The organism is Burkholderia sp. APQ4-4ca, assembly GCF_057837105.1.
Map to the genome: position 1 here is coordinate 66,535 of NZ_JBYQCG010000212.1, position 20,716 is coordinate 87,250.

At 69.0% G+C, this 20,716-nt stretch carries 18 protein-coding genes; 13 read left to right on the forward strand and 5 right to left on the reverse strand.

Annotated elements, in window-relative coordinates:
• The first annotated feature begins 16 nt into the window (after nucleotides 1–16).
• Nucleotides 17–1,522, forward strand: coding sequence for an amino acid permease (locus AC3IFE_RS21955; RefSeq protein WP_489191940.1), 1,506 nt, complete (start codon nucleotides 17–19; stop codon nucleotides 1,520–1,522).
• Between the two features lie 82 nt (nucleotides 1,523–1,604).
• Here the strand turns inward: AC3IFE_RS21955 and AC3IFE_RS21960 are convergent, their stop codons facing one another.
• Both AC3IFE_RS21960 and AC3IFE_RS21965 read right to left on the reverse strand, forming a co-directional pair.
• The gene (locus AC3IFE_RS21960; protein WP_089469523.1) at nucleotides 1,605–2,288 is read right to left on the reverse strand and encodes an alpha/beta hydrolase; all 684 of its coding nucleotides are present in this window, start codon (nucleotides 2,286–2,288) and stop codon (nucleotides 1,605–1,607) included.
• 33 nt (nucleotides 2,289–2,321) lie between these two features.
• The gene (locus AC3IFE_RS21965) at nucleotides 2,322–2,612 is read right to left on the reverse strand and encodes a hypothetical protein (protein ID WP_489191941.1); all 291 of its coding nucleotides are present in this window, start codon (nucleotides 2,610–2,612) and stop codon (nucleotides 2,322–2,324) included.
• Between the two features lie 259 nt (nucleotides 2,613–2,871).
• Between AC3IFE_RS21965 and AC3IFE_RS21970 the strand changes: the two genes are divergently transcribed.
• The 8 genes from AC3IFE_RS21970 (at nucleotide 2,872) to AC3IFE_RS22005 (ending at nucleotide 10,158) form a co-directional block, all read left to right on the forward strand.
• Nucleotides 2,872–5,259 (forward strand): MCP four helix bundle domain-containing protein, encoded by a 2,388-nt coding sequence (locus tag AC3IFE_RS21970; RefSeq protein WP_489191942.1) that lies wholly within the window; start codon nucleotides 2,872–2,874, stop codon nucleotides 5,257–5,259.
• A gap of 22 nt (nucleotides 5,260–5,281) precedes the next feature.
• Nucleotides 5,282–6,010, forward strand: a complete 729-nt coding sequence (locus AC3IFE_RS21975) for a methyl-accepting chemotaxis protein (protein ID WP_489192057.1) — start codon at nucleotides 5,282–5,284, stop codon at nucleotides 6,008–6,010.
• Nucleotides 6,007–6,588 carry a hypothetical protein gene (locus AC3IFE_RS21980; protein ID WP_489191943.1) on the forward strand — a complete coding sequence of 194 codons (582 nt, stop codon included), beginning with the start codon at nucleotides 6,007–6,009 and terminating at the stop codon, nucleotides 6,586–6,588. Before AC3IFE_RS21975 ends, AC3IFE_RS21980 begins: the two co-directional genes overlap by 4 nt.
• A gap of 22 nt (nucleotides 6,589–6,610) precedes the next feature.
• Entirely contained in the window at nucleotides 6,611–7,570 is a 960-nt protein-coding gene (locus AC3IFE_RS21985; protein WP_489191944.1) for a chemotaxis protein CheX, read from the forward strand.
• A gap of 37 nt (nucleotides 7,571–7,607) precedes the next feature.
• Nucleotides 7,608–7,973: a response regulator gene (locus AC3IFE_RS21990; RefSeq protein ID WP_006486240.1), complete on the forward strand. Its 366-nt coding sequence runs from the start codon at nucleotides 7,608–7,610 to the stop codon at nucleotides 7,971–7,973.
• 143 nt (nucleotides 7,974–8,116) lie between these two features.
• Complete coding sequence (locus tag AC3IFE_RS21995; RefSeq protein WP_489191945.1) at nucleotides 8,117–8,701, forward strand: hypothetical protein; 585 nt, start codon at nucleotides 8,117–8,119, stop codon at nucleotides 8,699–8,701.
• A 10-nt stretch (nucleotides 8,702–8,711) separates the two neighbouring features.
• Nucleotides 8,712–9,164 (forward strand): DUF3592 domain-containing protein, encoded by a 453-nt coding sequence (locus AC3IFE_RS22000; protein WP_489191946.1) that lies wholly within the window; start codon nucleotides 8,712–8,714, stop codon nucleotides 9,162–9,164.
• A 40-nt stretch (nucleotides 9,165–9,204) separates the two neighbouring features.
• On the forward strand, nucleotides 9,205–10,158 hold the full coding sequence (locus tag AC3IFE_RS22005; RefSeq protein ID WP_489191947.1) for a hypothetical protein: 954 nt from the start codon (nucleotides 9,205–9,207) through the stop codon (nucleotides 10,156–10,158).
• 23 nt (nucleotides 10,159–10,181) lie between these two features.
• Here the strand turns inward: AC3IFE_RS22005 and AC3IFE_RS22010 are convergent, their stop codons facing one another.
• Nucleotides 10,182–11,060, reverse strand: a complete 879-nt coding sequence (locus tag AC3IFE_RS22010; RefSeq protein WP_489191948.1) for a LysR family transcriptional regulator — start codon at nucleotides 11,058–11,060, stop codon at nucleotides 10,182–10,184.
• Nucleotides 11,061–11,197: 137 nt separating this feature from the next.
• Between AC3IFE_RS22010 and AC3IFE_RS22015 the strand changes: the two genes are divergently transcribed.
• Nucleotides 11,198–12,637 (forward strand): MFS transporter, encoded by a 1,440-nt coding sequence (locus AC3IFE_RS22015; RefSeq protein WP_489191949.1) that lies wholly within the window; start codon nucleotides 11,198–11,200, stop codon nucleotides 12,635–12,637.
• 193 nt (nucleotides 12,638–12,830) lie between these two features.
• Nucleotides 12,831–13,625, forward strand: coding sequence for an enoyl-CoA hydratase (locus AC3IFE_RS22020; RefSeq protein ID WP_489191950.1), 795 nt, complete (start codon nucleotides 12,831–12,833; stop codon nucleotides 13,623–13,625).
• Nucleotides 13,626–13,869: 244 nt separating this feature from the next.
• Here AC3IFE_RS22020 and alr read toward each other — a convergent pair whose 3' ends face one another.
• Nucleotides 13,870–14,991, reverse strand: a complete 1,122-nt coding sequence (gene alr, locus AC3IFE_RS22025) for an alanine racemase (protein ID WP_489191951.1) — start codon at nucleotides 14,989–14,991, stop codon at nucleotides 13,870–13,872.
• 274 nt (nucleotides 14,992–15,265) lie between these two features.
• On the opposite strand from alr, the gene AC3IFE_RS22030 reads away from it, so the two are divergent.
• Nucleotides 15,266–15,637 (forward strand): MAPEG family protein, encoded by a 372-nt coding sequence (locus AC3IFE_RS22030; RefSeq protein WP_089469534.1) that lies wholly within the window; start codon nucleotides 15,266–15,268, stop codon nucleotides 15,635–15,637.
• Nucleotides 15,638–15,686: 49 nt separating this feature from the next.
• Here AC3IFE_RS22030 and AC3IFE_RS22035 read toward each other — a convergent pair whose 3' ends face one another.
• A complete protein-coding gene (locus AC3IFE_RS22035; protein ID WP_089469535.1) occupies nucleotides 15,687–16,634 on the reverse strand; it encodes a LysR family transcriptional regulator in 948 nt (315 codons plus the stop codon).
• Between the two features lie 118 nt (nucleotides 16,635–16,752).
• On the opposite strand from AC3IFE_RS22035, the gene AC3IFE_RS22040 reads away from it, so the two are divergent.
• Nucleotides 16,753–20,292 carry an ABC transporter ATP-binding protein/permease gene (locus AC3IFE_RS22040; RefSeq protein WP_489191952.1) on the forward strand — a complete coding sequence of 1,180 codons (3,540 nt, stop codon included), beginning with the start codon at nucleotides 16,753–16,755 and terminating at the stop codon, nucleotides 20,290–20,292.
• Nucleotides 20,293–20,716 lie beyond the last annotated feature (424 nt).

A 20,716-nucleotide genomic window follows, 5' to 3' on the forward strand; every position in this document is an offset into this window, starting at 1 on the left:
ACAACGGAGACTCACGATGAAACACCCCAGCGAGCGCCCGGCCGGTCCGGCCGGCGGCGCAGATGCCGCGCATGCCGATCCCGATGCGATGTTCGCGTCGCACGAAGCCGGCTATGCGAAGCAGTTGAAGCCCCGGCACGTGCAGATGATCGCGATGGGCGGTGCGATCGGCACCGGCCTCTTTCTCGGCGCGGGCGGCCGCCTGCAAAGCGCGGGGCCCGCGCTCGCGCTCGTGTATCTCGTGTGCGGCGTGTTCGCGTTCCTGATCATGCGCGCGCTCGGCGAACTCGTGATGCACCGGCCGACCAGCGGCAGCTTCGTGTCGTACGCACGGGAGTTCATGGGCGAACGCGCGTCGTTCGTCGCGGGCTGGATGTACTACCTGAACTGGGCGACGACCGGCATCGTCGACATCACCGCGGTCGCGATCTACATGAAGTACTGGGCCGTGTTCACTGACGTGCCGCAATGGGTGTTCGCGCTGGGCGCGCTCGGCATCGTGTCGGTGATGAACATGATCGGCGTGAAGGTGTTCGGCGAGATGGAGTTCTGGTTCTCGCTCGTCAAGGTCGGCACGCTTGCGGTGTTTCTCGCGGTCGGCGCCGTGTTTCTCGCGAGCGGCCATCCGGTGGCGGGGCAGATGACGGGGCTGCATCTCGTCGCGGATCACGGCGGGATCTTTCCGCACGGGATTCTGCCGGCCGTGCTGATCGTGCAGGGCGTCGTGTTCGCGTATGCGAGCATCGAACTCGTCGGCGTCGCGGCGGGCGAGACGGCCGACGCGCGCAAGGTGCTGCCGAAGGCGATCAACAGCGTGATGTGGCGTATCGCGCTGTTCTACGTCGGTTCGGTCGTGCTGTTGACGCTGCTGCTGCCGTGGACCGCGTACAGCTCGCACGAAAGCCCGTTCGTCACGTTCTTCAGCAAGCTCGGCGTGCCGTACGTCGGCACGGTGATGAACGTCGTGGTGCTGACGGCCGCGCTGTCGAGCCTGAATTCCGGGCTCTATTCGACGGGCCGCGTGCTGCGCTCGCTCGCGATGGGCGGCTCGGCGCCGCGTTTCGTGTCGCGGATGAACGCGCGCGGCGTGCCGTACGGCGGGATCCTGATCACGGTCGCGATCAACGCGATCGGCGTGCCGCTGAACTACATCGTGCCGGCGCAGGCGTTCGAGATCGTGCTGAACATGGCGTCGCTCGGGATCATCACGACGTGGGGCTTCATCGTGATGTGCCAGATCCTGTTCCGTCGCGCGGTCGATCGCGGCGAGATGAAGGCCGTGTCGTTCCGGATGCCCGGCGCACCGTTCACGTCGTGGCTCACGCTCGCCTTCCTCGTCGGCGTGCTGGTGCTGATGGCGTTCGACTACCCGGGCGGCACGTGGACCGTCGCGATGATTCCGGTCGTCGTGCTCGCGCTGGTGATCGGCTGGAAGCTGGCGAAACGCGGCGCCGAGCGCGAGCGGGCGGCGGCGATGCCGGCATCCGTGCGTGCCGTCGCGGATCCCGCGCGGAACGCGTGACGAACGCTTGACGTCATGCACCGGTGCGCCGGTCCGTTCGCGGGCCGGCGCCCCGGTGCGTTCGATTCCGTTCAATGCAACTTCAGTTCAACCCGGCGCGCTCGCCGACCCATCGGCCGAAATCGCCGGCCATCTCCGCGGTCAGCTCGTGGCCGGCCGCATACAGCCGCGTGTCGTGCGCAACGCCGAGCGCCGCGAGTGTCGCATCGGCCTTGCTCGCCCAAGCGACGGGCAGCTTGTCGTCGAAGCGGCCATGCACGATCAGCGCATGAAGCGGGCGAAGCGCGTCGCGCGGCGCGACCAGCGGATCGATTTCCGGCAGGATGCGCCCGCACAGCACGGCGAACGCGCCGACGTCGCCCGGCGACGTGAGGCCGACGCTCGCACTCATGATGCCGCCCTGGCTGAAGCCGGCGATCACGGTCGGCAATGCGGGCGCCGAGCCATCCCGCGCGCGGAGCGCATGCAGCAGCGTGATCAGTTGCACGCGGCTCTCGTCCGCGCGCGCCGCATCGATTTCAGGGCCGTTCGGGCCGAACCGCACCGGAAACCACGCATGCTGATTGGGCCCGAACGTGAGCGGGCCGCGCAGGAATGCAATTTCGATGCGCGGATCGATCGTGTCGGCCACGGTCAGCAGGTTGGTCTCGTTACCGCCGACGCCATGCAGCAGCAACAGGCGGGCGGCCGGGCGGCCGGTGGCCGGACGTAGCAGATATTGAAGGCCGGATTCGGGTTCGGTGGTCAGCGGCAGGACGTCGGTCATCGCATGGGTCCGGAAGGGGAACGATGCGACAGTCTAGAGCGGGCGGATCGGCAGGGGAATCGCCGGGACGGGATTGATTGTTTCCTGTCGGGAATGAATCGGGGCTTCGATCGTTTCGAGCGCCGTCGCGGCATCAAGCGGCCCAGGCAGGGACCGACGGCCCGGCAGTCCCGAGCAAAGGCTGAACGGTCGATCATGCTGGTTCGACATCAGCGAACCAGCCGGGCAATATTGCAAGATTATAAAAAATACCAAAACAAACCCGCTCGTCGATAATGCGCGGCCGTTTTGCCCCCATTCAATAAAGCGAATGCTGCGAATCATGAATAAAACAATGAATTCCCACTATTCCGGCGATTCGTCCAGGGCCTCGGCCGCCTGGAGCGGGACGGCGGGAAGTTAACGGCCAATCCGCGAAAAACTTTAGACTTTTCCGCATGCAATTATTCATTTCAATTTCCTCAATGAACGATTAATTTTCGGTCATCGGACAGTCATACACCATCCCCGATAATTCGGCGCTCACATTCTTTCAATAGACCAAAGGGCGATCGAAACCCGATCGCCGCGGGGAGCCGTGTTCATGACCATCCGTCATCGCATTACGCTGCTAGTCGTCCTGACGTTCTTCGCGCTGTCCGCGATCGGCGTCTACGCCGTGTACCAGACGCGCAAGAGCGCGTCCGAGGTGCGTCAGGTCACCCAGGGAATCGTGCCGAGCGCGCTCGCGTCGGCGGATCTCGTCGCCGACGTGAAGAACATCCAGATCGCGACGATGACGCTCGTCTACGCGCCCGACGCGAACACCGCCGCGCAGGCGCGCGACGAGCTGAAGGCGAAGCAGGCCGCGCTGCGCGCCGCGCTCGACGCGCAGGCGAAATCGGCGGTCGGCCGCGCGCAGGAAGGCCTCGTCGCGCAGGCGAAAGACAGCGCCGCGAACTATTTCGCAGCGATCGCCGACACCGTGAAGATGAAGACGGACGGCAAGGCCGAGATGGCGCAGGCCTACCTGTTCGCGAACGTCGCGCAGTATCGCGACGAACTCGAAAGCATCGTCGACACGCTGCGCGTCGAGAAGAACCGCCAGAAGGACGACGCGATCGGCGCGCTGAACGGGATGCTCGCGACCACGGCCACCGCGATCGCGGGCGTCGCCGGCACGGTGATCGTGCTGCTGACCGCGCTCGGCTTCGTGCTGTATCGCCAGATCACGCGCCCGCTGATCGGGATGCAGACGGCGATGAGCGAGATCGCGACGAGCCAGGATTTCACGCGCCGCGTGCCGGTGGGCCGGATGGACGAAATCGGCCATTCGATCGTGGCGTTCAACGGGATGATCGAGAAGATCCAGGAGAACGCCGCGCAACTGAAGCAGAAGACGGCCGACATCCAGGCGATGCTGCAGAACATGCAGCAGGGCATCCTGACCGTCGTCGAAGGCGGCGTCGTGCATGCGGAATATTCGGCGTACCTCGAAACCATCTTCGAGACGAACGACATCGCCGGCCGCGACCTGATGGCGCTCGTGTTCGACGATTCGTCGATCGGCGCCGACGCGCGCTCGCAGATCGATGCGGCCGTGCATGCGTGCCTCGGCGAGGACAGCATGAACTTCGGCTTCAACGAACACCTGCTCGTCAACGAAGTCGCGAAGCGGATGCCGGACGGCCGCGAGAAGTGGCTGGACCTGAGCTGGTCGGCGATTACCGACGAGACCGACACGGTGGTGCGCCTGATGCTGTGCGTGCGCGACGTGACCGAGATCCGCGAGCTGACCGCGCAGGCCGGCGAACAGCAGCGGCGCCTCGAGATGATCGGCGAGATTCTGTCGATCAGCCAGGACAAGTTCCACGACTTCGTGCACAGCGCGAAGGGCTTCCTCAGCGAGAACGAGCGGATGATCCGCCAGCACGAGCGCGCCGATCACTCGATCGTCGCGGCGCTGTTCCGCAACATGCACACGATCAAGGGCAATGCGCGCACGTACAGCCTCCAGCATCTGACGAACATCGTCCACGAAGCGGAGCAGGCGTACGAATCGCTGCGCCGCGCCGACAGCGGCCCCGAGTGGAACCGCGATGCGCTGATGGATGACCTGGCGCGTGTACGCGAAGCCGTCGACCACTATGCGACGATCAATGCGGTCACGCTCGGCCGCAGCGGCGAGCCGGCGCAGAATGGCGCCGATTTCCTGATGGTCGAGCGCGCGCACATCAGCGAGAGCCTGCGCGTGCTCGATGGCGCTGATCCCGCGAACGCGTCCGACTGGCACGTGGCGCGCGATGCGGTGCGCCGCATGCTGAGCCAGCTCGGCACGCAAGGGATCGGCGACGCGCTCGGCGGCGTGATCGAATCGCTGCCGTCGCTCGCGGCCGAGCTCGGCAAGCCGGCGCCCGTCGTGCACATCGACAGCCACGGCCAGCGCGTGCGCAGCGAGATCGTCGCGACGCTGAGGAACGTGTTCATGCACCTGCTGCGCAATGCGATCGACCACGGGATTGAATCGTCCGACGCGCGGCGCGCGGCCGGCAAGCCGGCGTCCGGCACGATCGACATCGCGGTCGGCGTGGGCGGCGGCGAACTGTGGTTCGTGCTCGGCGACGACGGCCGCGGCCTCGCGCTCGACCGGATTCGCGGCATCGCGCGCGAGCGCGGCTGGATCGATGCCGCGAGCGAGGCTGCGCTGTCCGACGAAGACGTCGCCGAGCTGATCTTCCGGCCGGGCTTCTCGACCGCGCAGGCGGTGACCGAAGTATCGGGGCGCGGCGTCGGCATGGACGCGGTGCGCAATTTCCTGAAGCGCGACGGCGGCGATATCGCGCTGCGCTTCACCGACGATCGCGTCGGTGCGCCGTATCGTGCGTTCGAGACGATCGTGTCGCTGCCGGCGCGCTTCGCGGCGGACGGTGCCGCGCACGGCGCGGGGCACGCGCCGCGCGCGCGCAGCGCGGCTATCGGCGCGGCGGAGTGACGGCGTGATCGTGCAGGCGTGGATGATCCAGATGGCCGCCGCGCTCGCGGGCGGCGTGGTCGTCGCGGTGGCGGCGGCGATCGTGTTTCGCGTGATGCGCCGACGGCTCGTCGCGTCGATGGCGCGCGACGCACACGCGTTGCGCGATGCGCTCCGCGCGGCCGATGCGCGGGCGGAAGAGGCGGCGTCGGCGCATGCGCGGGCGGCCGACGCATGGGCGCAACGCGAGGCGCAGCTCGAGGAGGCATTGACGAACGAGGCATCCGCGAACGGCGCGCAGCGCGACGCGTTGCAGGCGCTGTCGGCCGATCGTGCCGCGCTCGCGCAGCAGGCGATGAAGATCGCCGACGAAGCCGCGCGCCTGCGCGGGCTCGCCGGCACGTTCGAGCGCTGGCACGAGCAGATGATCTCGCTGACCACGCAGAACCAGGACATGCGCGCGAAGAATCAGGAGCTGTCGGCGATCGTCGCGCACGTGTCGATCGTGTCGCTGAACGCGTCGATCGAGGCCGCGCGTGCAGGCACGGCCGGGCGCGGCTTCTCGATCGTCGCGAGCGAAGTACGCGGGCTGGCCGCGCGCTCGCAGGAACTGTCGAACAGCTATCGCGACAGCCTGAACCGCAACGATCTCGTGACGGCCGCGACGTTCCAGGACATCCAGGCCGGCGGCAAGATGATCACGGCCGCGCTCGCGACCGTCGAGACGCTGGCCGGGCAACTGCATGCACGGATCGAAGGAGAGGCCGCGTGATCAGCGCGCAGGCGAGGGCCGGTTTCGAGCGGATCTTTTTCGATGCCGCGCGCACGCGGCTCGCGGCCGGCGGTGCGTGCGACATCCAGCCGGCCGCCGATCACGAACACGACGCGCCGGACCGTGTGCACGCGCAGTCGCGATCGAGGCCGAAGGTGGCCGAGCATGGGGTCGCGCTGACGATCTCCGCGCTGCACTTCCGCCTGCTGCTCGCGCTGCGCTTCAGCGACGACGATGCGACGCGCCGCCATTTCGCCGGCGCGACGGCGGGCACGAACAGCCAGCGGCCGCTGACCGACGCGTTCATGGAAGTCGCGAACCTGTGTTGCGGCGCGATCAACCAGGCGCTGACCGCGCCGTTTCCCGATCTCGGGATGTCGACGCCTTACCTGCTGAGCGGCGCGAGCATCGACTTCATGCACGCGCTCTCGCCCGATTACGTGGCCGCGTACGACCTGACGCTCGACGGCGGCGTGCGGATCGGCGCGACGCTGTGCGTGTGCGCGAACGCGCCGGTCGACTTCCACGTGGCGGAGACGGCCACGCTGGACACCGGCGGCGAGCTCGAACTGTTCTGACCGACCATCAGGAATCCATCAGATGACCGAAGACCGACCCGTCAGCAAGGTGCTCGTACTCGACGACAGCCGCGTGCACGCCGACGCGATCAAGCGTTTCTGCGACGCGCACCACCTGGTCGGCCTGACCGTGCGGCGCAGCCGGCTGCTGAAGGTGCTGCGCTCGAACATCGATCTCGGCGCGATCCTGCTCGCCGAGGATTACGGCGGCTCGCCGGCCGAGAGCGCGATCGTCGCGACGCAGATCGACGCGCTGCGGCCCGAGCTGCCGATCATCCTGCGGCGCGAATCGCTCGCGTCGCGCGACGGGCTGCCCGATGCGCTCGCCCGTGTCGCGTGCGCGGCCTACGTCGCCGACGACATGACGCCGCTCGAGCGCGCGATCGACGAATACCTGTTCGGCCGCGACTACCCGAACGCGCTCGTGCGCGGCATCTCGGAGATCACCGAGGCGCGCCTCGACAGCCTGTTCCCGGGCATGACGATCGAGCACGACACGCCGTGCATCGTCCGCGACCAGATCATCTTCGGCGAGGTGTTCAGCCTGATCGCGCTCGAAAGCGCATGGTGCCGCGGCTACATGCTGTTGCAGACGAGCGAGCAGCCGCTGCTCGACATGCTCGGCGGCACGCGCGACGGCGGTCGCGCGCCGGATTTCCGCGACGTGAACAGCGTGCTGGGCGAGCTGACCAACCTCGTGTGGGGCGCGTTCAAGAACCGCTATCTCGGCGACGCGGAGGCGCTGGCGCGCCATCCGGTGCAGGTGCCGCTCGTCGTCAATCACAAGCAGAAGTTCATCTCGTTTGGCGGCGACTGTCCGCAGCTCTGCTTCAAGTACCGGATGACCGACCCGGCCTCGGGGCGCTCGGTCCATCTCGACCAGCGTTTCGTGTTCAGCCTGAGCTGGTCGCCGGAGGATTTCCGCGAATCGGTGCAGGACGTCGGGCCGATGGTCGAAGCGGGCGAACTCGAACTGTTTTGAATGTTGAAGTCGGCAACGACGAAAAGGGGAAGACGACATGGCAAAGATTCTGGTGGTGGACGATTCGGGCACGGTGCGCGACGAAGTCGCGGGCTTCCTGCGCAATCACGGGCTCGACGTCGCGACGGCCGTCGACGGCAAGGACGGCCTCGCGAAGCTCAAGGCGACGCCCGGCGTGCGCCTCGTGATCAGCGACGTGAACATGCCGAACATGGACGGCCTGACGATGGTCGAGAAGATTCGCGGCGAACTGGCGAACACGGCCGTCAACGTCGTGATGCTGACGACCGAAAGCAGCCCGGCGATGAAGGAGCGCGGCAAGGCCGCCGGCGTGAAGGGCTGGATCGTGAAGCCGTTCAAGGGCGACGCGGTGCTCGACGCGCTGAAGAAGCTCGCCGGCTGACGCACCAGCGGGACGTCGAGGGATGGCGCGCGCGATTTACAGCGCGCCGGGATGTCCGTATCCTGCCGGATGCCGAGGGCGGCGTGCCTGTGCCATGCGCGGCACGCCCGGCATTGACAACATCGGGAACGGAACACCCTCCAATGAAAACCGGAATGGGTCGGGCCGCGCTCCTGCGCGGCGCGTGCGTATCGCTGGTCGCCGCGCTGGCGGGTGGATGCGCGAACACAGCGCAACAGAACGCACAAGCGGCGGCCGCGGACAGCGGCTCGTCGTACACGTGCCATCCCACGCAGGCCGACGGGCAGGCGTCGGCCGGGCGGGGCGCAAACGGCTGCTATTTCGTGCTGCACGATCCGGCCACCCGGCAGGCGCTGCCGAATACGCGCTATGCGTTCGCGCTTTACACCAGCGCGGCCCAGGACAGCCGGGAACTCGAAGTCGAAGGCACGACCGACGCGCAGGGACGCACGATCTACATGCGTTCCGCCGCGCCGATCGATGCGGCGCGCATGGTGCTCGTGCGCATGATCGGCGATGGCCCGACGGGGCGCATGCCGGTGCGGGTCCGTCCGATGGACGGCAAGCGCATCCCGTTCGCGCGGTACAAGGTGGTGGGCTGTAACGGGCCGTACGAAGGCGTGACCGACGAAACGGGGCGCGGCGTGATGTATCGCTGCAAGACACAGTCCCGGATCGACGTGTCGTTCTACCCGTCGCGTCCGTAGCGCGAACCGGATGATGACCGAATCCGGCCGCGCTGCGGCCCAACCCATCGAGATGCTGATCGCGAAGGGCATCGTTTTTTCCATCGTGGGCGCGTGCATGCTGATCGGCGCCGCGCTGTACGCGCAGTCGACCCGGGAATTCATGCGGACGTCGGCCGTCGTGCCGGGGCGTGTCGTCAAGCTGAACGCGGGCCCGCATCATCCGGAGATCGCGTTCACGACGCTCGCGGGCGAGCACGTCGAATATGCGCAGGGCGGCGACGTCAGTGTCGAGGACGGCGCGACGGTGGAGGTGCGCTATGCGCCGGACGCGCCGAGGATGACCGCGCGGATGAACACGTTCGGCGCGCTCTGGGGCGATGCGCTGGCAATCGGCGGGATGGGCGCGGTCTTTTTCGTCGCGGGCGTCGGACAGTTGTGGTCGGGCGTGCGCAGGTGGCGCGGCGGGCGCAAGCGAATGTGACCGCCCGTTGTGCACCGAACTCTTCACAGGACATTCCAACATGACAATTCGCTTGATGCCGTGGCTCGTCGTGATCGGCGCGGCATTCGCGGGCTTCCCCGCGTACGCGGCGGGTACCGCGCATTCGCTTGACCAGGTGCCCGGCAAGTTCGATTCGCCCGAAGCACGCGCCGCGTATGCGCGCGACATGAGCGGCGCGCCGGAAGCGGATGGCTTCGGCGTGCACCTGCCGCCCGGCTTCACGCGGAAGGGGCTGGTGGCGCAACTTGCCCCGGGCCAGCCGCTTGCGCGAGTCGTGCTGGCCGGCGCGAAACCGTGGCCGCAACGCCCCGGTGCGTTCGTCGCGATCGTGTGCGTGGCACCGACCGACGAGATTGCGCGCGACGTGCTGCGATTCCGTGCGCCTACCGATTGCGAAGACTTCGCGCGCGGCGCCGACGCCGATGACCGGAAAGAGCGGGTCTGGCTGGGCGTATTCGAGCGCGGCCCGGACGGCGTGCCGCGCCTGGTCGCGCGTACCGAACAGCCGCTCGACCAGGCGACCGACTGGAGCAACACGAATCTCGACGCTCCCGACTATCTCGAGGAGACGAAGCAGTCGGGGGACCGCGCGTTACGGCCCGAGCGGTGGTCGCGGTTCGATCTCGCGCCGTATGCGCTGCGGGCGGGCGATGCCGCGTTCGGGGTGCGAGCCGGCTGGTCGATCGGCTATTCCGGCGGCGGCGCATCGTTCGAGGCGTTGTACCTGTTCCGGATCGAAGGCAAGATGCTGCGCGTGGTGTTCGCGCAGCCGATGATGTTCTACCGGGATATCGCCGGGGATTGGCATCGCAACGGCACGCGAGATCACGACATCACGGAAGGCAGCAATACGCTCAGTGTGCTGTCGTCCTCGACGGACGGCTTCCGCGACTTGCAGTTGCGAGAGCGCGGCGGCAAATGGCGCCAGACGTTTCGCTGGTCTGCTGCCGATGGCGAGTATCGGCCGCGCTGACGCACCGGCCCGTTAGCGGGCCACTACCGGCCCGCCGCCGCCGTCGCGAATTCGTCGACGACGGCCTCGATCACCGCCTGCACGCGCGCGGTCTTGTAGAGGTCGGCATGGGCGACGAGCCACACGTCGAAATGATTGCACCGCTGCGGCATGAGCCGCACCAGTTCCGGCTCGGTGTCCGCGCGGAAGCACGGCAACTCCGAAATCCCGAGCCCCGCCAGCGTCGCCTCCACCAGCATCATCGTCGACGAGGTCTGGAACATCACGCGGCCGCGCGATGTCGGCTCGCCGCACAGCGCGTCCCACATCGTCGGCACCACCGGCTGCTGATACATCACCAGATCGTGCCCGTCGAACGCGCTGCCCGCGACCGGTTCGCCCCGTTCGGTCAGGTAGCCGCGCGATGCGTAGATGCCCGTTTCGAGATGCCCGAGCCGCCGGGTGATCAGGTCCGGCGATTCCGGCCGCAACGTGCGGATCGCGAGATCCGCCTCGCGGCGCGTGAGGTTGGTGATTTGCGCCGACGTCACGCACACGACGTCGATGCCGGCATGCCGGCGCCGCACGCGGGCGATCGCGGGAACGACGAAGCGCTTGCCGAGCGTGTCGGTCGTCGCGATCCGCACCGATCCCGCCAGTTGCTCGTCGAGCCCCATTACCCGGCGTTCGATCGTGAGCGACGCGCGCTCCATCGTTTCGGCCGGCTCGAGCAGCGCTTCGCCCGCGGTCGTCAGTACATAGAGGGACGGTGTGCGCAGAAACAGCCGGGCCGCCAGTTCGTCCTCGAGCGCGGCGATCCGGCGTCCGACCGTTGCCTGATCGACGTTCAGTTGCGCCGCGGCGCCGCGCAGCGTGCCGGTGCGCGCCAGTGCAAGGAAGAAGCGGGCGTTGTCCCAGTTCATGCGGATCGATTGTGGCATCGGACAGGCGGCGACGGACAGGAAACGGTGATGCAGATTTGCATCGGGGAAATGCGAAATTATCACTTTTGCGCATCGCGCGCCCGGTCCTAGACTTCCGGCATCTGCAGGGAGGTGTCATGTCCGAGTGCCATTCCGTTTCCGTCCCGGTTTCTTCCGTCGCGCCGACGGCGCCGAGCCGCGCGACGGCGCGCGAGCAGCGCCTGACGCTCGCGTTCGTCGCGGTCGGCATGTTCATGGCGGTGCTCGATTCGACGATCGTCAACGTCGCGCTGCCGGCGATGCGCACCAGCCTCGGCGCGACGGTCGCGGAGCTCGCGTGGATCGTCGACGCCTATACGCTCAGCTTCGCCGCGCTGATCCTCGCGGGCGGCGCGCTGTCCGACCGGTTCGGCGCGAAGCGCGTGTACCTGGCCGGGCTGGCGCTGTTCGTCGGCGCATCGGCGGCGTGCGGCGGCGCGTCGTCGGTGGCGATCCTCGTGGCCGCGCGGTTCGCGCAGGGCATGGGCGCCGCGCTCTTTTTGCCCGCGTCGCTCGCGATCGTGCGCAGCACCTTCGACGTGCCGGCCGAGCGGGCGCGGGCGATCGCGGTGTGGGCCGGCATCGCGTCGGTCGCGGTCGCGGTGGGGCCGGTGCTGGGCGGCATCCTGGTCGACGATTTCGGCTGGCGCAGCGCGTTCCTGATCAACGTGCCGACCGGCGCGGTCGCCTTTGCCGGCGCGGCGGCGTGCGTTCGCGCGTCGGTCGCGCGGGACGTGCGCCATTTCGACTGGGCCGGCCAGGGCGTCGGTGCGGCGGCGCTCGGCGCGCTGTGTTTCGTGGTGATCGAATTGCCGACACGCGGCGCGGGCGCCGCGGAGGTCCGCGCCGCGTTGCTGATCGCCGCGCTCGCCGCCGGAGTGCTGGTCGTCGTCGAGCGGCGTGCGCGCCATCCGATGGTGCCGCTCGCGTGGTTTCGCAATCGCGTCTTCGTCGCGATGAACCTGATGGGCAGCCTCGTCTATGTCGGCTACTTCGGATTGCTGTTCGTGCTGAGCCTGTACCTGCACGGGCGCTTCGGCATGAGCGCGCGGCAGATCGGGCTGACGCTGCTGCCGTTCGCGTTGAGTCTGTCGCTCGGCAATCTGCTGTCGGGGAAACTGCATGGCCGCGTTCGTCCGGTCACGCTGATGGCCAACGGTCTCGCGATGGCGGCACTCGCCATTCCGGCGATCGCGATTGCGCTCGCGCTGCATGGGCCGTGGCCGGTGGTCTGGGGGGCGATGGCCGCGTTCGGCACCGGCACCGCGTTGTCGGTCGCACCGATGATCGCGACGGTGCTCGAACAGGTGCCTGCCGACGCGGCGGGCGTGGCATCCGGGTTCCTCAACGCGGCGCGACAGGCCGGCAGCCTGCTCGGCGTGGCCGTCGCAGGCGCCGCGACGATCCTGTTGCCGGATCTGACCGGTGCGCTGTGGGCGGTCGCGGTGCTCGGCTGTGTCGCCTATGCGATCGCCGCGCTGGCCGCGAGGACGGCAGGCCGCGCGCAAGCCGCGCAAGCCGCGCGACGACGCCGTTGACGCCGTTGACGCGAGACGGGCACGGTCGTTGCGCCGTGGCCGGCAGGCCGTCGCGCACGCGCGTGCGGCACCGCGGCTGGACGCCGTGCGGAATGTGGAGGACCATTTCGTGACGCTGCCGCGGGCGGCCGGATACGCGTTTCGTCCGCCCGCGCCGCATCGAATCCTGTCGAACCCCGTCGAGCGGAACACCATGGAACCCATTCACGAGACAGCCGAGCCGATCCTGCTGCGCGATGCGCACGACGGCGTCGTCACGCTGCGCCTGAATCGCCCGCAGCAGTTCAACGCGTTGTCCGAAGCGATGCTCTCGGCGCTGCACGATGCATTCGATACGCTGGCTGCCGATCCGCACGTGCGCTGCGTCGTGCTGGCCGCCGAAGGCAAGGCGTTCTGCGCCGGCCACGACTTGCGCCAAATGCGCGCCAAGCCTGAACTCGACTACTACCGCACGCTGTTCGCGCAGTGCAGCCGCGTGATGCTCGCGATGCGCGCGTTGCCGGTGCCGGTGATCGCGCGCGTGCACGGCATCGCGACGGCGGCCGGCTGCCAGCTCGTCGCGGCATGCGACCTCGCGATCGCGGCCGATACCGCGCGCTTCGCGGTGTCGGGCATCAACGTCGGGCTGTTCTGCTCGACGCCGGCCGTCGCGTTGAGCCGCAACGTCGCGGCCAAGCGCGCGTTCGACATGCTGGTGACCGGCCGTTTCGTCGATGCGGCGACGGCCGCCGCGTGGGGGCTCGTCAACGAAGCCGTGCCCGAGGACGCGCTCGATGCGGCCGTCGCGCGCAAGGTCGCCGAGATCGTCGCGAAGAGCCCGGCCGCGGTGCGGGTCGGCAAGCAGATGTTCTACCGTCAGCGCGAATTGCCGCTCGACGAAGCGTATGCGTACGCGGGCGACGTGATGGCGCGCAACATGATGGAAGAGGATGCGGGCGAAGGGATCGACGCGTTCCTCGAGAAGCGCAAGCCGACGTGGCGTTCGTGATGCGGTGACGGGAGCGGGCAGGGCGCGCGTTGTCACCCCACCGTGGGTGCAACGCGCAACGACGTAGCGCGTCGTGGCCGGCGCGAGAGGGCGGTTCGCCGCAAAGCAGACGGGCCGCCAAGGCGGCCCGCAAGCAAGTGGAACGGCATGCGCGGCGACGCGGTCACGCACTGCCGTACTGCCGTACTGCCGTACTGCCGTACTGCCGTACTGCCGTACTGCCGCACCGCCGCGGCGGCGCCGGTCAGCGGCCGTAGCTTCCCGTCCGCAGCGCCGGCTGCACGGTCGACGCGCCGGGCGGCACGATCACCACCGGCACGCGGCGCGCGAGCGCGCACATCAGCTCGTAGCCGATCGTGCCGCTGGCTTCGGCGACATCGTCCACTTTCACCTGGTCGCCCCACAGCTCGACGCTCGCGCCGATGCCCGCGTTCGGGCACGGCGTCAGGTCGACGGTCAGCATGTCCATCGACACGCGGCCGACGACGCGCGTCATCACGCCGTCCACCGCGATCGGCGTGCCGGTCGGCGCGTGGCGCGGATAGCCGTCCGCGTAGCCGCACGCGACGACGCCGATCCGCATCGGTCGGTCGGCCGTGAAGCGGCGGCCGTAGCCGACCGTTTCCCCGGGCGCGAGCGTCTGCACGCCGATGATCTTGCTGGTCAGCGTCATCGCGGCCGCCAGCGGCGTGTCGGCGATATCCCGCGCCGCGCCGGTCGGCGACGCGCCGTACAGGATCGTGCCGGGCCGCACCCAATCGCGGTGCGCGCGCGGATGCCACAGCACGGCCGCCGAATTCGACACCGAGCGCTCGCCCGGAATCCCGGCCGTGGTCGCGTCGAACTGATCGAGCTGCCAGTCGACTTCGCCTTCGTCGGCGTTCGCGAAATGCATCATCAGCGTGATCTTGCCGATCGACGGCGCGCTCGCCGCGCGCTCCCACGCGGCGCGGAACGCGGCCGGCCGGTAGCCGAGCCGGTTCATGCCGGAATTCATCTTCAGCTGGATGTCGATCGGCTGCTGCGGCTTCGCGGCGATCAGCAGGTCGAGCTGTTCGTCGCAGTGCACGGCGACCGTCAGCCGATGGCGATCGGCCAGCTCGACGTCGGCCGGCTCGAAGATCCCTTCGAGCAGCAGCACGGGCTTGTCCCAGCCGAGTTCGCGCACGCGCACGGCTTCGTCGAGATCGAGCAGCGCGATGCCGTCGGCGGCCGCGAGGCCCGGGTAGATCCGTTCGATGCCGTGGCCGTACGCATTGGCCTTGATCACGGCCCACACGCGCGATTGCGCGGCGGTGCGGCGGATGAAGTCGAGGTTGTGGCGAACGGCGTCGGGGCGGATGTGGGCGACGATGGGACGGGGCATGGCAAGGGCTCGGGTCGGATGTCGTTCGGCGCGCGGCGGCGCGGGGGAAACCGGCTGGCCGGGCGCGGCGGCGCGTCAAGCCAGTGTCGAGCGCTATGTTATGAGTGTTCGACCAGTTTTAATTAACGTATTTATCGGTGATTTGGTGGAAATTGTGGCGTCGTCGTGGGCCGAGCCTCCCGTCTAGAAAACCGATGCGCGGACAGCACGATGCAGTGCTAAGCTCTCGGCGATCTTGTCATTGATCAATGTAATCATAACGGAGGAGACTTTGATGACGACGTCCCAGCTGTGCCTGTTCATCGTGGCGCTGTTGCCGTTCCCGATGACGTTTCTCGCCAAGGCCCGCAAGGGTTACGACAACCGTATGCCGCGCGACTATCTGGCGAAGCTCGAAGGCTGGCGCGCACGCGCGCAGGCCGCGCATCAGAATGCGTGGGAAGCGCTCGTGCTGTTCGCGGTCGCGCTGGTGGTGGCGTGGCACAACGGCGCGAACGTGCATCGCGTCGACCAGCTCGCGATTGCGTTCGTCGCGATCCGCGTCGTCTATGCGCTGATGTATCTGTTGAACTGGGCGTCGCTGCGTTCGCTCGTGTGGTTCGGCGGCATGGCGTGCGTCGTCGGGTTGTTCTTCGCGACGCCGTAAGCGGCCGTTCATGCGCAAAACGTGCAGCCGGCGTTGCATGCTCGCGCCGTCAGGCGCCGCCCGCGCCCCGTGCGTGACTGTCGTTGGATGCGGGCGCAACCTTTTTCGCGACGAACGGCGGCGCGCCGGCTTCGCTGCGCAGGAACGCGATCAACGGATCGAGCAACCGGTGCCGCGTCGACGGATGGCGGCGCAGCACGAAGCGCCATGACGCCTCGCGCGCGAGGCCCGGCACCAGCGGCACCAGGCGCCCGCTGCGCAGTTCGGGTTCGATCAGCGGCACGCGGCCGAGCGCGATGCCCGCGCCGCCGACGGCCGCGCCGATCACCTGGCTGAAGCTGCTGTAGCGGACGATCTTCGTGTCGAAGTCGTCCGGCAAGCCGAAATGCACGGCCCAGTTGCGCCAGTCGATCTCGGGGCTGTCCTCGTGCATTTCCTGCAGCAGCCGCGAGCGGCATACGTGCTCCGATGCGTACGGAAACAGTTCGGGGCTGCACACCGGAAACACGGTTTCCCGCATCAGCACGTCGTCGTCGGCCCGCAGCCGGTGCGCGGGCACGTGCACGATCGCCAGGTCGACACTGCTGCGCGCGAAATCCGGCTCGTCGTCGAGCACGACCGCATGCAGCGGGGTGTCGGGATGCAGCGACGAGAATTCCGCCAGCCGGCGCGCGAGCCACATCGACGAAAACGGCGCGTTGGCGGACACGGTGAGCCGTTGCGCGGTGCCGCGAATGTCGGCGCACGCGTCGGTGAGACGCGACAGCGCATCGCCGACGGCCGGCAGCAGACGCGCGCCGGCCGGCGTGAGGCTGATGCCGCCGAGCCCCGTGCTGCGTTCGAGCAGCCGGGCGCCGAGCGATTCCTCGAGCGAACGGATCTGGTGGCTCACCGCGCTGGTCGACACGTTCAGCTCGGCCGCCGCGCGCGCGAACCCGCCGAGGCGGACGGCCGCCTCGAAAGCACGCAGTGCGCTGAGGGGAGGGAGGTGCGACATGCGGGGTATTGTAGTTGACTCAACACCCGTTGAAAAATCATCTTTTGCCGCGCGGGGGCGGCGCGGGTAGCCTCGATCCGGTCCAGAAAAACGCAACGAAACACGACCGGAGGGCTGCATGTATTTCGACCGACGACTATGGGCCATGATGGCGGGACTGCGCTGGCGGGTGGCGGCGGCCGTCGCGCTCGGGCTGCTCGCGATGGGGGTCGGCATCCTGCGCTTCGTGTTTCTCGGCCGCGTGCTGGCGCTGGTGTTTTCCGGCGCGCCGGCGCGCGGCATCAGCGAGGCCGTCGCCGCAACGGCGGCTTGCGTGCTGCTGCGTGCATGGCTCGACCATCGCCGCACGGTGCTCGCGCAGCATACGGCGGGCCGCGTGCAGGCGACGCTGCGCGCGCGGCTGTTCGACCGGATCGCCGCGCTCGGCCCCGCATGGTTCAGCGGCGAACGCACGGGTGGCGTGATGCTGGCCGTCGTCGACGGCGTCGAGCAATTGCAGACCTTCTTCGGCGTCTATCTGCCGCAGCTCGTGATCGCCGCGTGCGCGCCGCTGATGATCTTCGCGGTGCTCGCGTGGTGGGACGTGCCGACGGCCGCGATCCTGCTCGTCGCGGCGCTCGTCACGCTCGCGCTGCCGCAGCTCGTGCATCGCGCCGACAAGCGCGCGGCGCTCGCGCGCTCGGCCGCGTTCAAGGCGTTCGGCGAGGAGTTTCTCGACGCGGTGCAGGGCCTGCCGACGCTGAAGGCGTTCGGGCAGAGCACCGCGTTCGGCGCGAAGCTGGCCGCGAAGGCGCGCGCGCTGTCGGACAGCACGTTCTGGGTGCTCGCGCTCGGGCTGCTGACGCGGCTCTTCACGGATCTCGGCACCGGCCTCGGCGCGGCCGCGGCGATCGCGGTGGGCGCGTGGCGCGTGCAGCACGGCGACATGAGCCTCGAAGCGCTGCTGATCGTGCTGATGGCCGGCAGCGAGATCTTCCGGCCGCTGCGCGACCTGCGCGCGGTGCTGCATCAGGGGATGATCGGCCAGTCGGCGGCGAATGCGATCCATGCGCTGCTCGATGCGGGCGGCCATGCGCGTGCCGTCGACACGCCGCGCGTGGCGGGCCTGCGGCCGGAGATCGCATTCGACGACGTCAGCTTCGCGTATCCGGGGCGCCGCGTGGACGCCCATGCGGCGCTGCGTTTCTCGGTGCGCGAGGGCGAGACGGTCGCGATCGTCGGGCCGAGCGGGGCCGGCAAGTCGACCATCGTGCGCCTGCTGCTGCGCCAGCACGACGCGCAGGGCGGGGCGGTCCGGATCGGCGGCCACGACGTGCGCACGCTCGATGCCGACCAGGTGCGCGACATGATCGCAGTCGTCGCGCAGGATGCGACGCTGTTCGACGGCAGCGTCGCCGACAACCTGCGGCTCGGCCGCCCTGACGCGAGCGATGCGGACATGATCGCGGCCGCGCGCGCGGCCAATGCGCACGACTTCATCTCGGCGCTGCCCGACGGCTACGCGACGCGCATCGGCGAACGCGGGCTGATGCTGTCGGGCGGCCAGCGCCAGCGCATCGCGATTGCCCGCGCGCTGCTGCGCGACGCGCCGATCCTGCTGCTCGACGAGGCGCTGTCGTCGGTCGATGCGGAGAACGAAGCGCTGATCCAGCAGGCGCTCGACCGGCTCACGCGCGGACGGACGACGCTCGTGCTCGCGCACCGGCTGTCCAGCGTGATCGGCGCCGATCGCATCCTGGTGCTCGACCAGGGGCAGGTCGTCGACGAAGGGACGCATGCCGCGCTGATCGCGCGCGACGGCCCGTACCGCCGGCTGATGGGCCCGCAGCTGGAAGCGGTCGCCGAATCCGTCGGCGCGACGGCGGCGGCTGGCGCGACCGCGCGCGCGTCGTCGGGCCCACAGGTGCGGCCGCTGAACGACGACGCGGCGACGATCGGCTGGCGGGAAACGTTGCAGACGCTGCTGCGCTTCGTGCGGCCGTGGCGGGGCAAGGTTGCGCTGACCGTGCTGTTCGGGATCGGCCGCGTGCTCGCGTTCATCGGCGTCGGCGTGATCGGCGCAATGGTGGTCGGCGCGGTGCCGACCGGCCATGTCGGCACCGGGCTGGTGGCCGCGCTGCTCGTGATCGCGCCGGTCGCGGCCGTGCTGCACTGGCTCGAATCGTGGCTCGCGCACGACATGGCGTACCGGCTGCTCGCGGAAATGCGCATCGCGCTGTTCGCGACGCTCGAACGGCTCGCGCCGGCCGGGCTGCTGCGCCGCCGTTCCGGCGATCTCGTGGCGCTCGCGACGCAGGACGTCGAGACCGTCGAATATTTCTACGCGCATACGCTCGCGCCTGCGTTCGTCGCGGTGCTCGTGCCGGCCGGCGTGCTGATGCTGCTCGCGTCGGTCGCATGGCCGCTCGCGCTCGTGCTGCTGCCGTTCCTGCTGTGGGCCGGGCTCGCGCCCGTGCTGGCCCGGCGCGACGTCGACCGGCTCGGCACCGGCGCGCGCGAGGCGCTCGGCCAGCTCGGCGCACACCTGACCGAAACGATCCAGGGGCTCGCGGAACTGACCGCGTTCCAGGCGATCGATCGCCGGCGCGCGGCGTTCGTCGCCGAAGTCGATGCGTATCGCCGGCAGCGCGCGAAGCTGCTCGACGATCTGTCGACGCAAAGCGCCGCGCTGGAAGTCGCGAGCGGGCTCGGCGGGCTGGCCGTCGCGGCGCTCGGCGCGTGGTTGTGCGCACGCGGCGGGTTCCCGCGCGAATCGTTGCCGCTGCTGGTGCTGATCGCGGTGGCGGCGTTCATGCCGGTGGCCGAGATCGGCCAGGTCGCGCGCCAGCTTGCCGACACGATCGCGTCGACGCGCCGCTTGCGCGCGCTGGAGAAGGAGCCCGTGACGGTGACGGACGGCGCGCACGCGATGCCGGGCGATTCGGCGGTGCGGTTCGACGCGGCGTCGTTCACGTATCCGGGGCGCAGCGTGCCCGCGCTCGACCGCGTGAGCTTCGAGGTGCCGGCCGGCAGCACGGTCGCGCTGGTCGGCGCGTCGGGCGCCGGCAAGTCGACGATCGCGAGCCTGCTGCTGCGCTTCTGGGATCCGCAGCAGGGCCGCGTGACGCTCGGTGGCATCGACCTGCGCGACCTGCGGCTCGACGACCTGCGGCAGCACATCGCGCTCGTCGCGCAGGATACCTACCTGTTCAACGACACGCTCGAGGCAAACATCCGGCTCGCCGCGAACGACGCGTCCGACGCGGATGTTCGGCGCGCGATCGACCATGCGGCGCTCGGCGACTTCGTCGCGCGGCTGCCGGACGGGCTCGCGACGCGCGTCGGCGAGCGCGGCGTGCAGTTGTCGGGCGGCCAGCGCCAGCGTGTGGCGATCGCGCGCGCGTTCCTGAAGGATGCGCCGGTGCTGATCCTCGACGAGGCGACGTCGCACCTGGACACGATCAGCGAACAGCAGATCCGCGCGGCGCTGGAGGATCTGATGACGCAGCGCACGTCGATCATCATCGCGCACCGCCTGTCGACCGTGCGCAATGCCGACCTGATCCTCGTGATCGAGCAGGGCGCGGTGATCGAGTCCGGCCGCCACGCGGAACTGATGGCGCGACAGGGTGCGTATGCGCGGCTCGTGTCGCATCAGGCGAGCGGGGTTGCGGCGTGAACGACGCGGGAGCGGTGCGCCGCCGTTCGGCGATGCCGCGCGCATCCCGCAACCTGCGTTGAGCCGCGCCGGCGGTTGCCGGCCTGGCGGCACGGCCGTCCCGACAAGCAGCCTGGTTGAATCGCCGGCCGTCCGCGCAAACCGATGTGCGGGGGCGGCGATGGCACGGCCGTCATCCTGCCGCCCGCGTTGCACGGGATGGCCCTCGTGCCGGCGCGCACCCGCTGCTGCAACCCTCCCTTCAGCCCGCTGCCTGGAGCCTGCCTCCGCCGCCCGCCCCCCCGGACCGTGCATTTCAACCGCCGTCCGCCGCTTTCCTCCGATCTATCCGCGCCGCGCGGCTCGGGTTTGTCTCGACGCATTTATTTGTTGCGGACTTTTTTGTTGTCGTAGTATCGCCATTGACAACACTTGTTGCACTAAG

Bases quoted from the DNA above. Each gene is read 5' to 3' on its own strand.
- AC3IFE_RS22030 (WP_089469534.1), top strand. From the start codon at position 15,266: ATGACGACGTCCCAGCTGTGCCTGTTCATCGTGGCGCTGTTGCCGTTC.
- AC3IFE_RS21965 (WP_489191941.1), bottom strand. From the start codon at position 2,612: ATGATTCGCAGCATTCGCTTTATTGAATGGGGGCAAAACGGCCGCGCA.
- AC3IFE_RS22005 (WP_489191947.1), top strand. From the start codon at position 9,205: ATGACAATTCGCTTGATGCCGTGGCTCGTCGTGATCGGCGCGGCATTC.
- AC3IFE_RS21970 (WP_489191942.1), top strand. From the start codon at position 2,872: ATGACCATCCGTCATCGCATTACGCTGCTAGTCGTCCTGACGTTCTTC.
- AC3IFE_RS22040 (WP_489191952.1), top strand. From the start codon at position 16,753: ATGTATTTCGACCGACGACTATGGGCCATGATGGCGGGACTGCGCTGG.
- AC3IFE_RS21960 (WP_089469523.1), bottom strand. From the start codon at position 2,288: ATGACCGACGTCCTGCCGCTGACCACCGAACCCGAATCCGGCCTTCAA.
- AC3IFE_RS21975 (WP_489192057.1), top strand. From the start codon at position 5,282: ATGATCCAGATGGCCGCCGCGCTCGCGGGCGGCGTGGTCGTCGCGGTG.
- alr (WP_489191951.1), bottom strand. From the start codon at position 14,991: ATGCCCCGTCCCATCGTCGCCCACATCCGCCCCGACGCCGTTCGCCAC.
- AC3IFE_RS22000 (WP_489191946.1), top strand. From the start codon at position 8,712: ATGATGACCGAATCCGGCCGCGCTGCGGCCCAACCCATCGAGATGCTG.
- AC3IFE_RS21995 (WP_489191945.1), top strand. From the start codon at position 8,117: ATGAAAACCGGAATGGGTCGGGCCGCGCTCCTGCGCGGCGCGTGCGTA.
- AC3IFE_RS22020 (WP_489191950.1), top strand. From the start codon at position 12,831: ATGGAACCCATTCACGAGACAGCCGAGCCGATCCTGCTGCGCGATGCG.
- AC3IFE_RS22035 (WP_089469535.1), bottom strand. From the start codon at position 16,634: ATGTCGCACCTCCCTCCCCTCAGCGCACTGCGTGCTTTCGAGGCGGCC.
- AC3IFE_RS21955 (WP_489191940.1), top strand. From the start codon at position 17: ATGAAACACCCCAGCGAGCGCCCGGCCGGTCCGGCCGGCGGCGCAGAT.
- AC3IFE_RS21990 (WP_006486240.1), top strand. From the start codon at position 7,608: ATGGCAAAGATTCTGGTGGTGGACGATTCGGGCACGGTGCGCGACGAA.
- AC3IFE_RS21985 (WP_489191944.1), top strand. From the start codon at position 6,611: ATGACCGAAGACCGACCCGTCAGCAAGGTGCTCGTACTCGACGACAGC.
- AC3IFE_RS22010 (WP_489191948.1), bottom strand. From the start codon at position 11,060: ATGAACTGGGACAACGCCCGCTTCTTCCTTGCACTGGCGCGCACCGGC.
- AC3IFE_RS22015 (WP_489191949.1), top strand. From the start codon at position 11,198: ATGTCCGAGTGCCATTCCGTTTCCGTCCCGGTTTCTTCCGTCGCGCCG.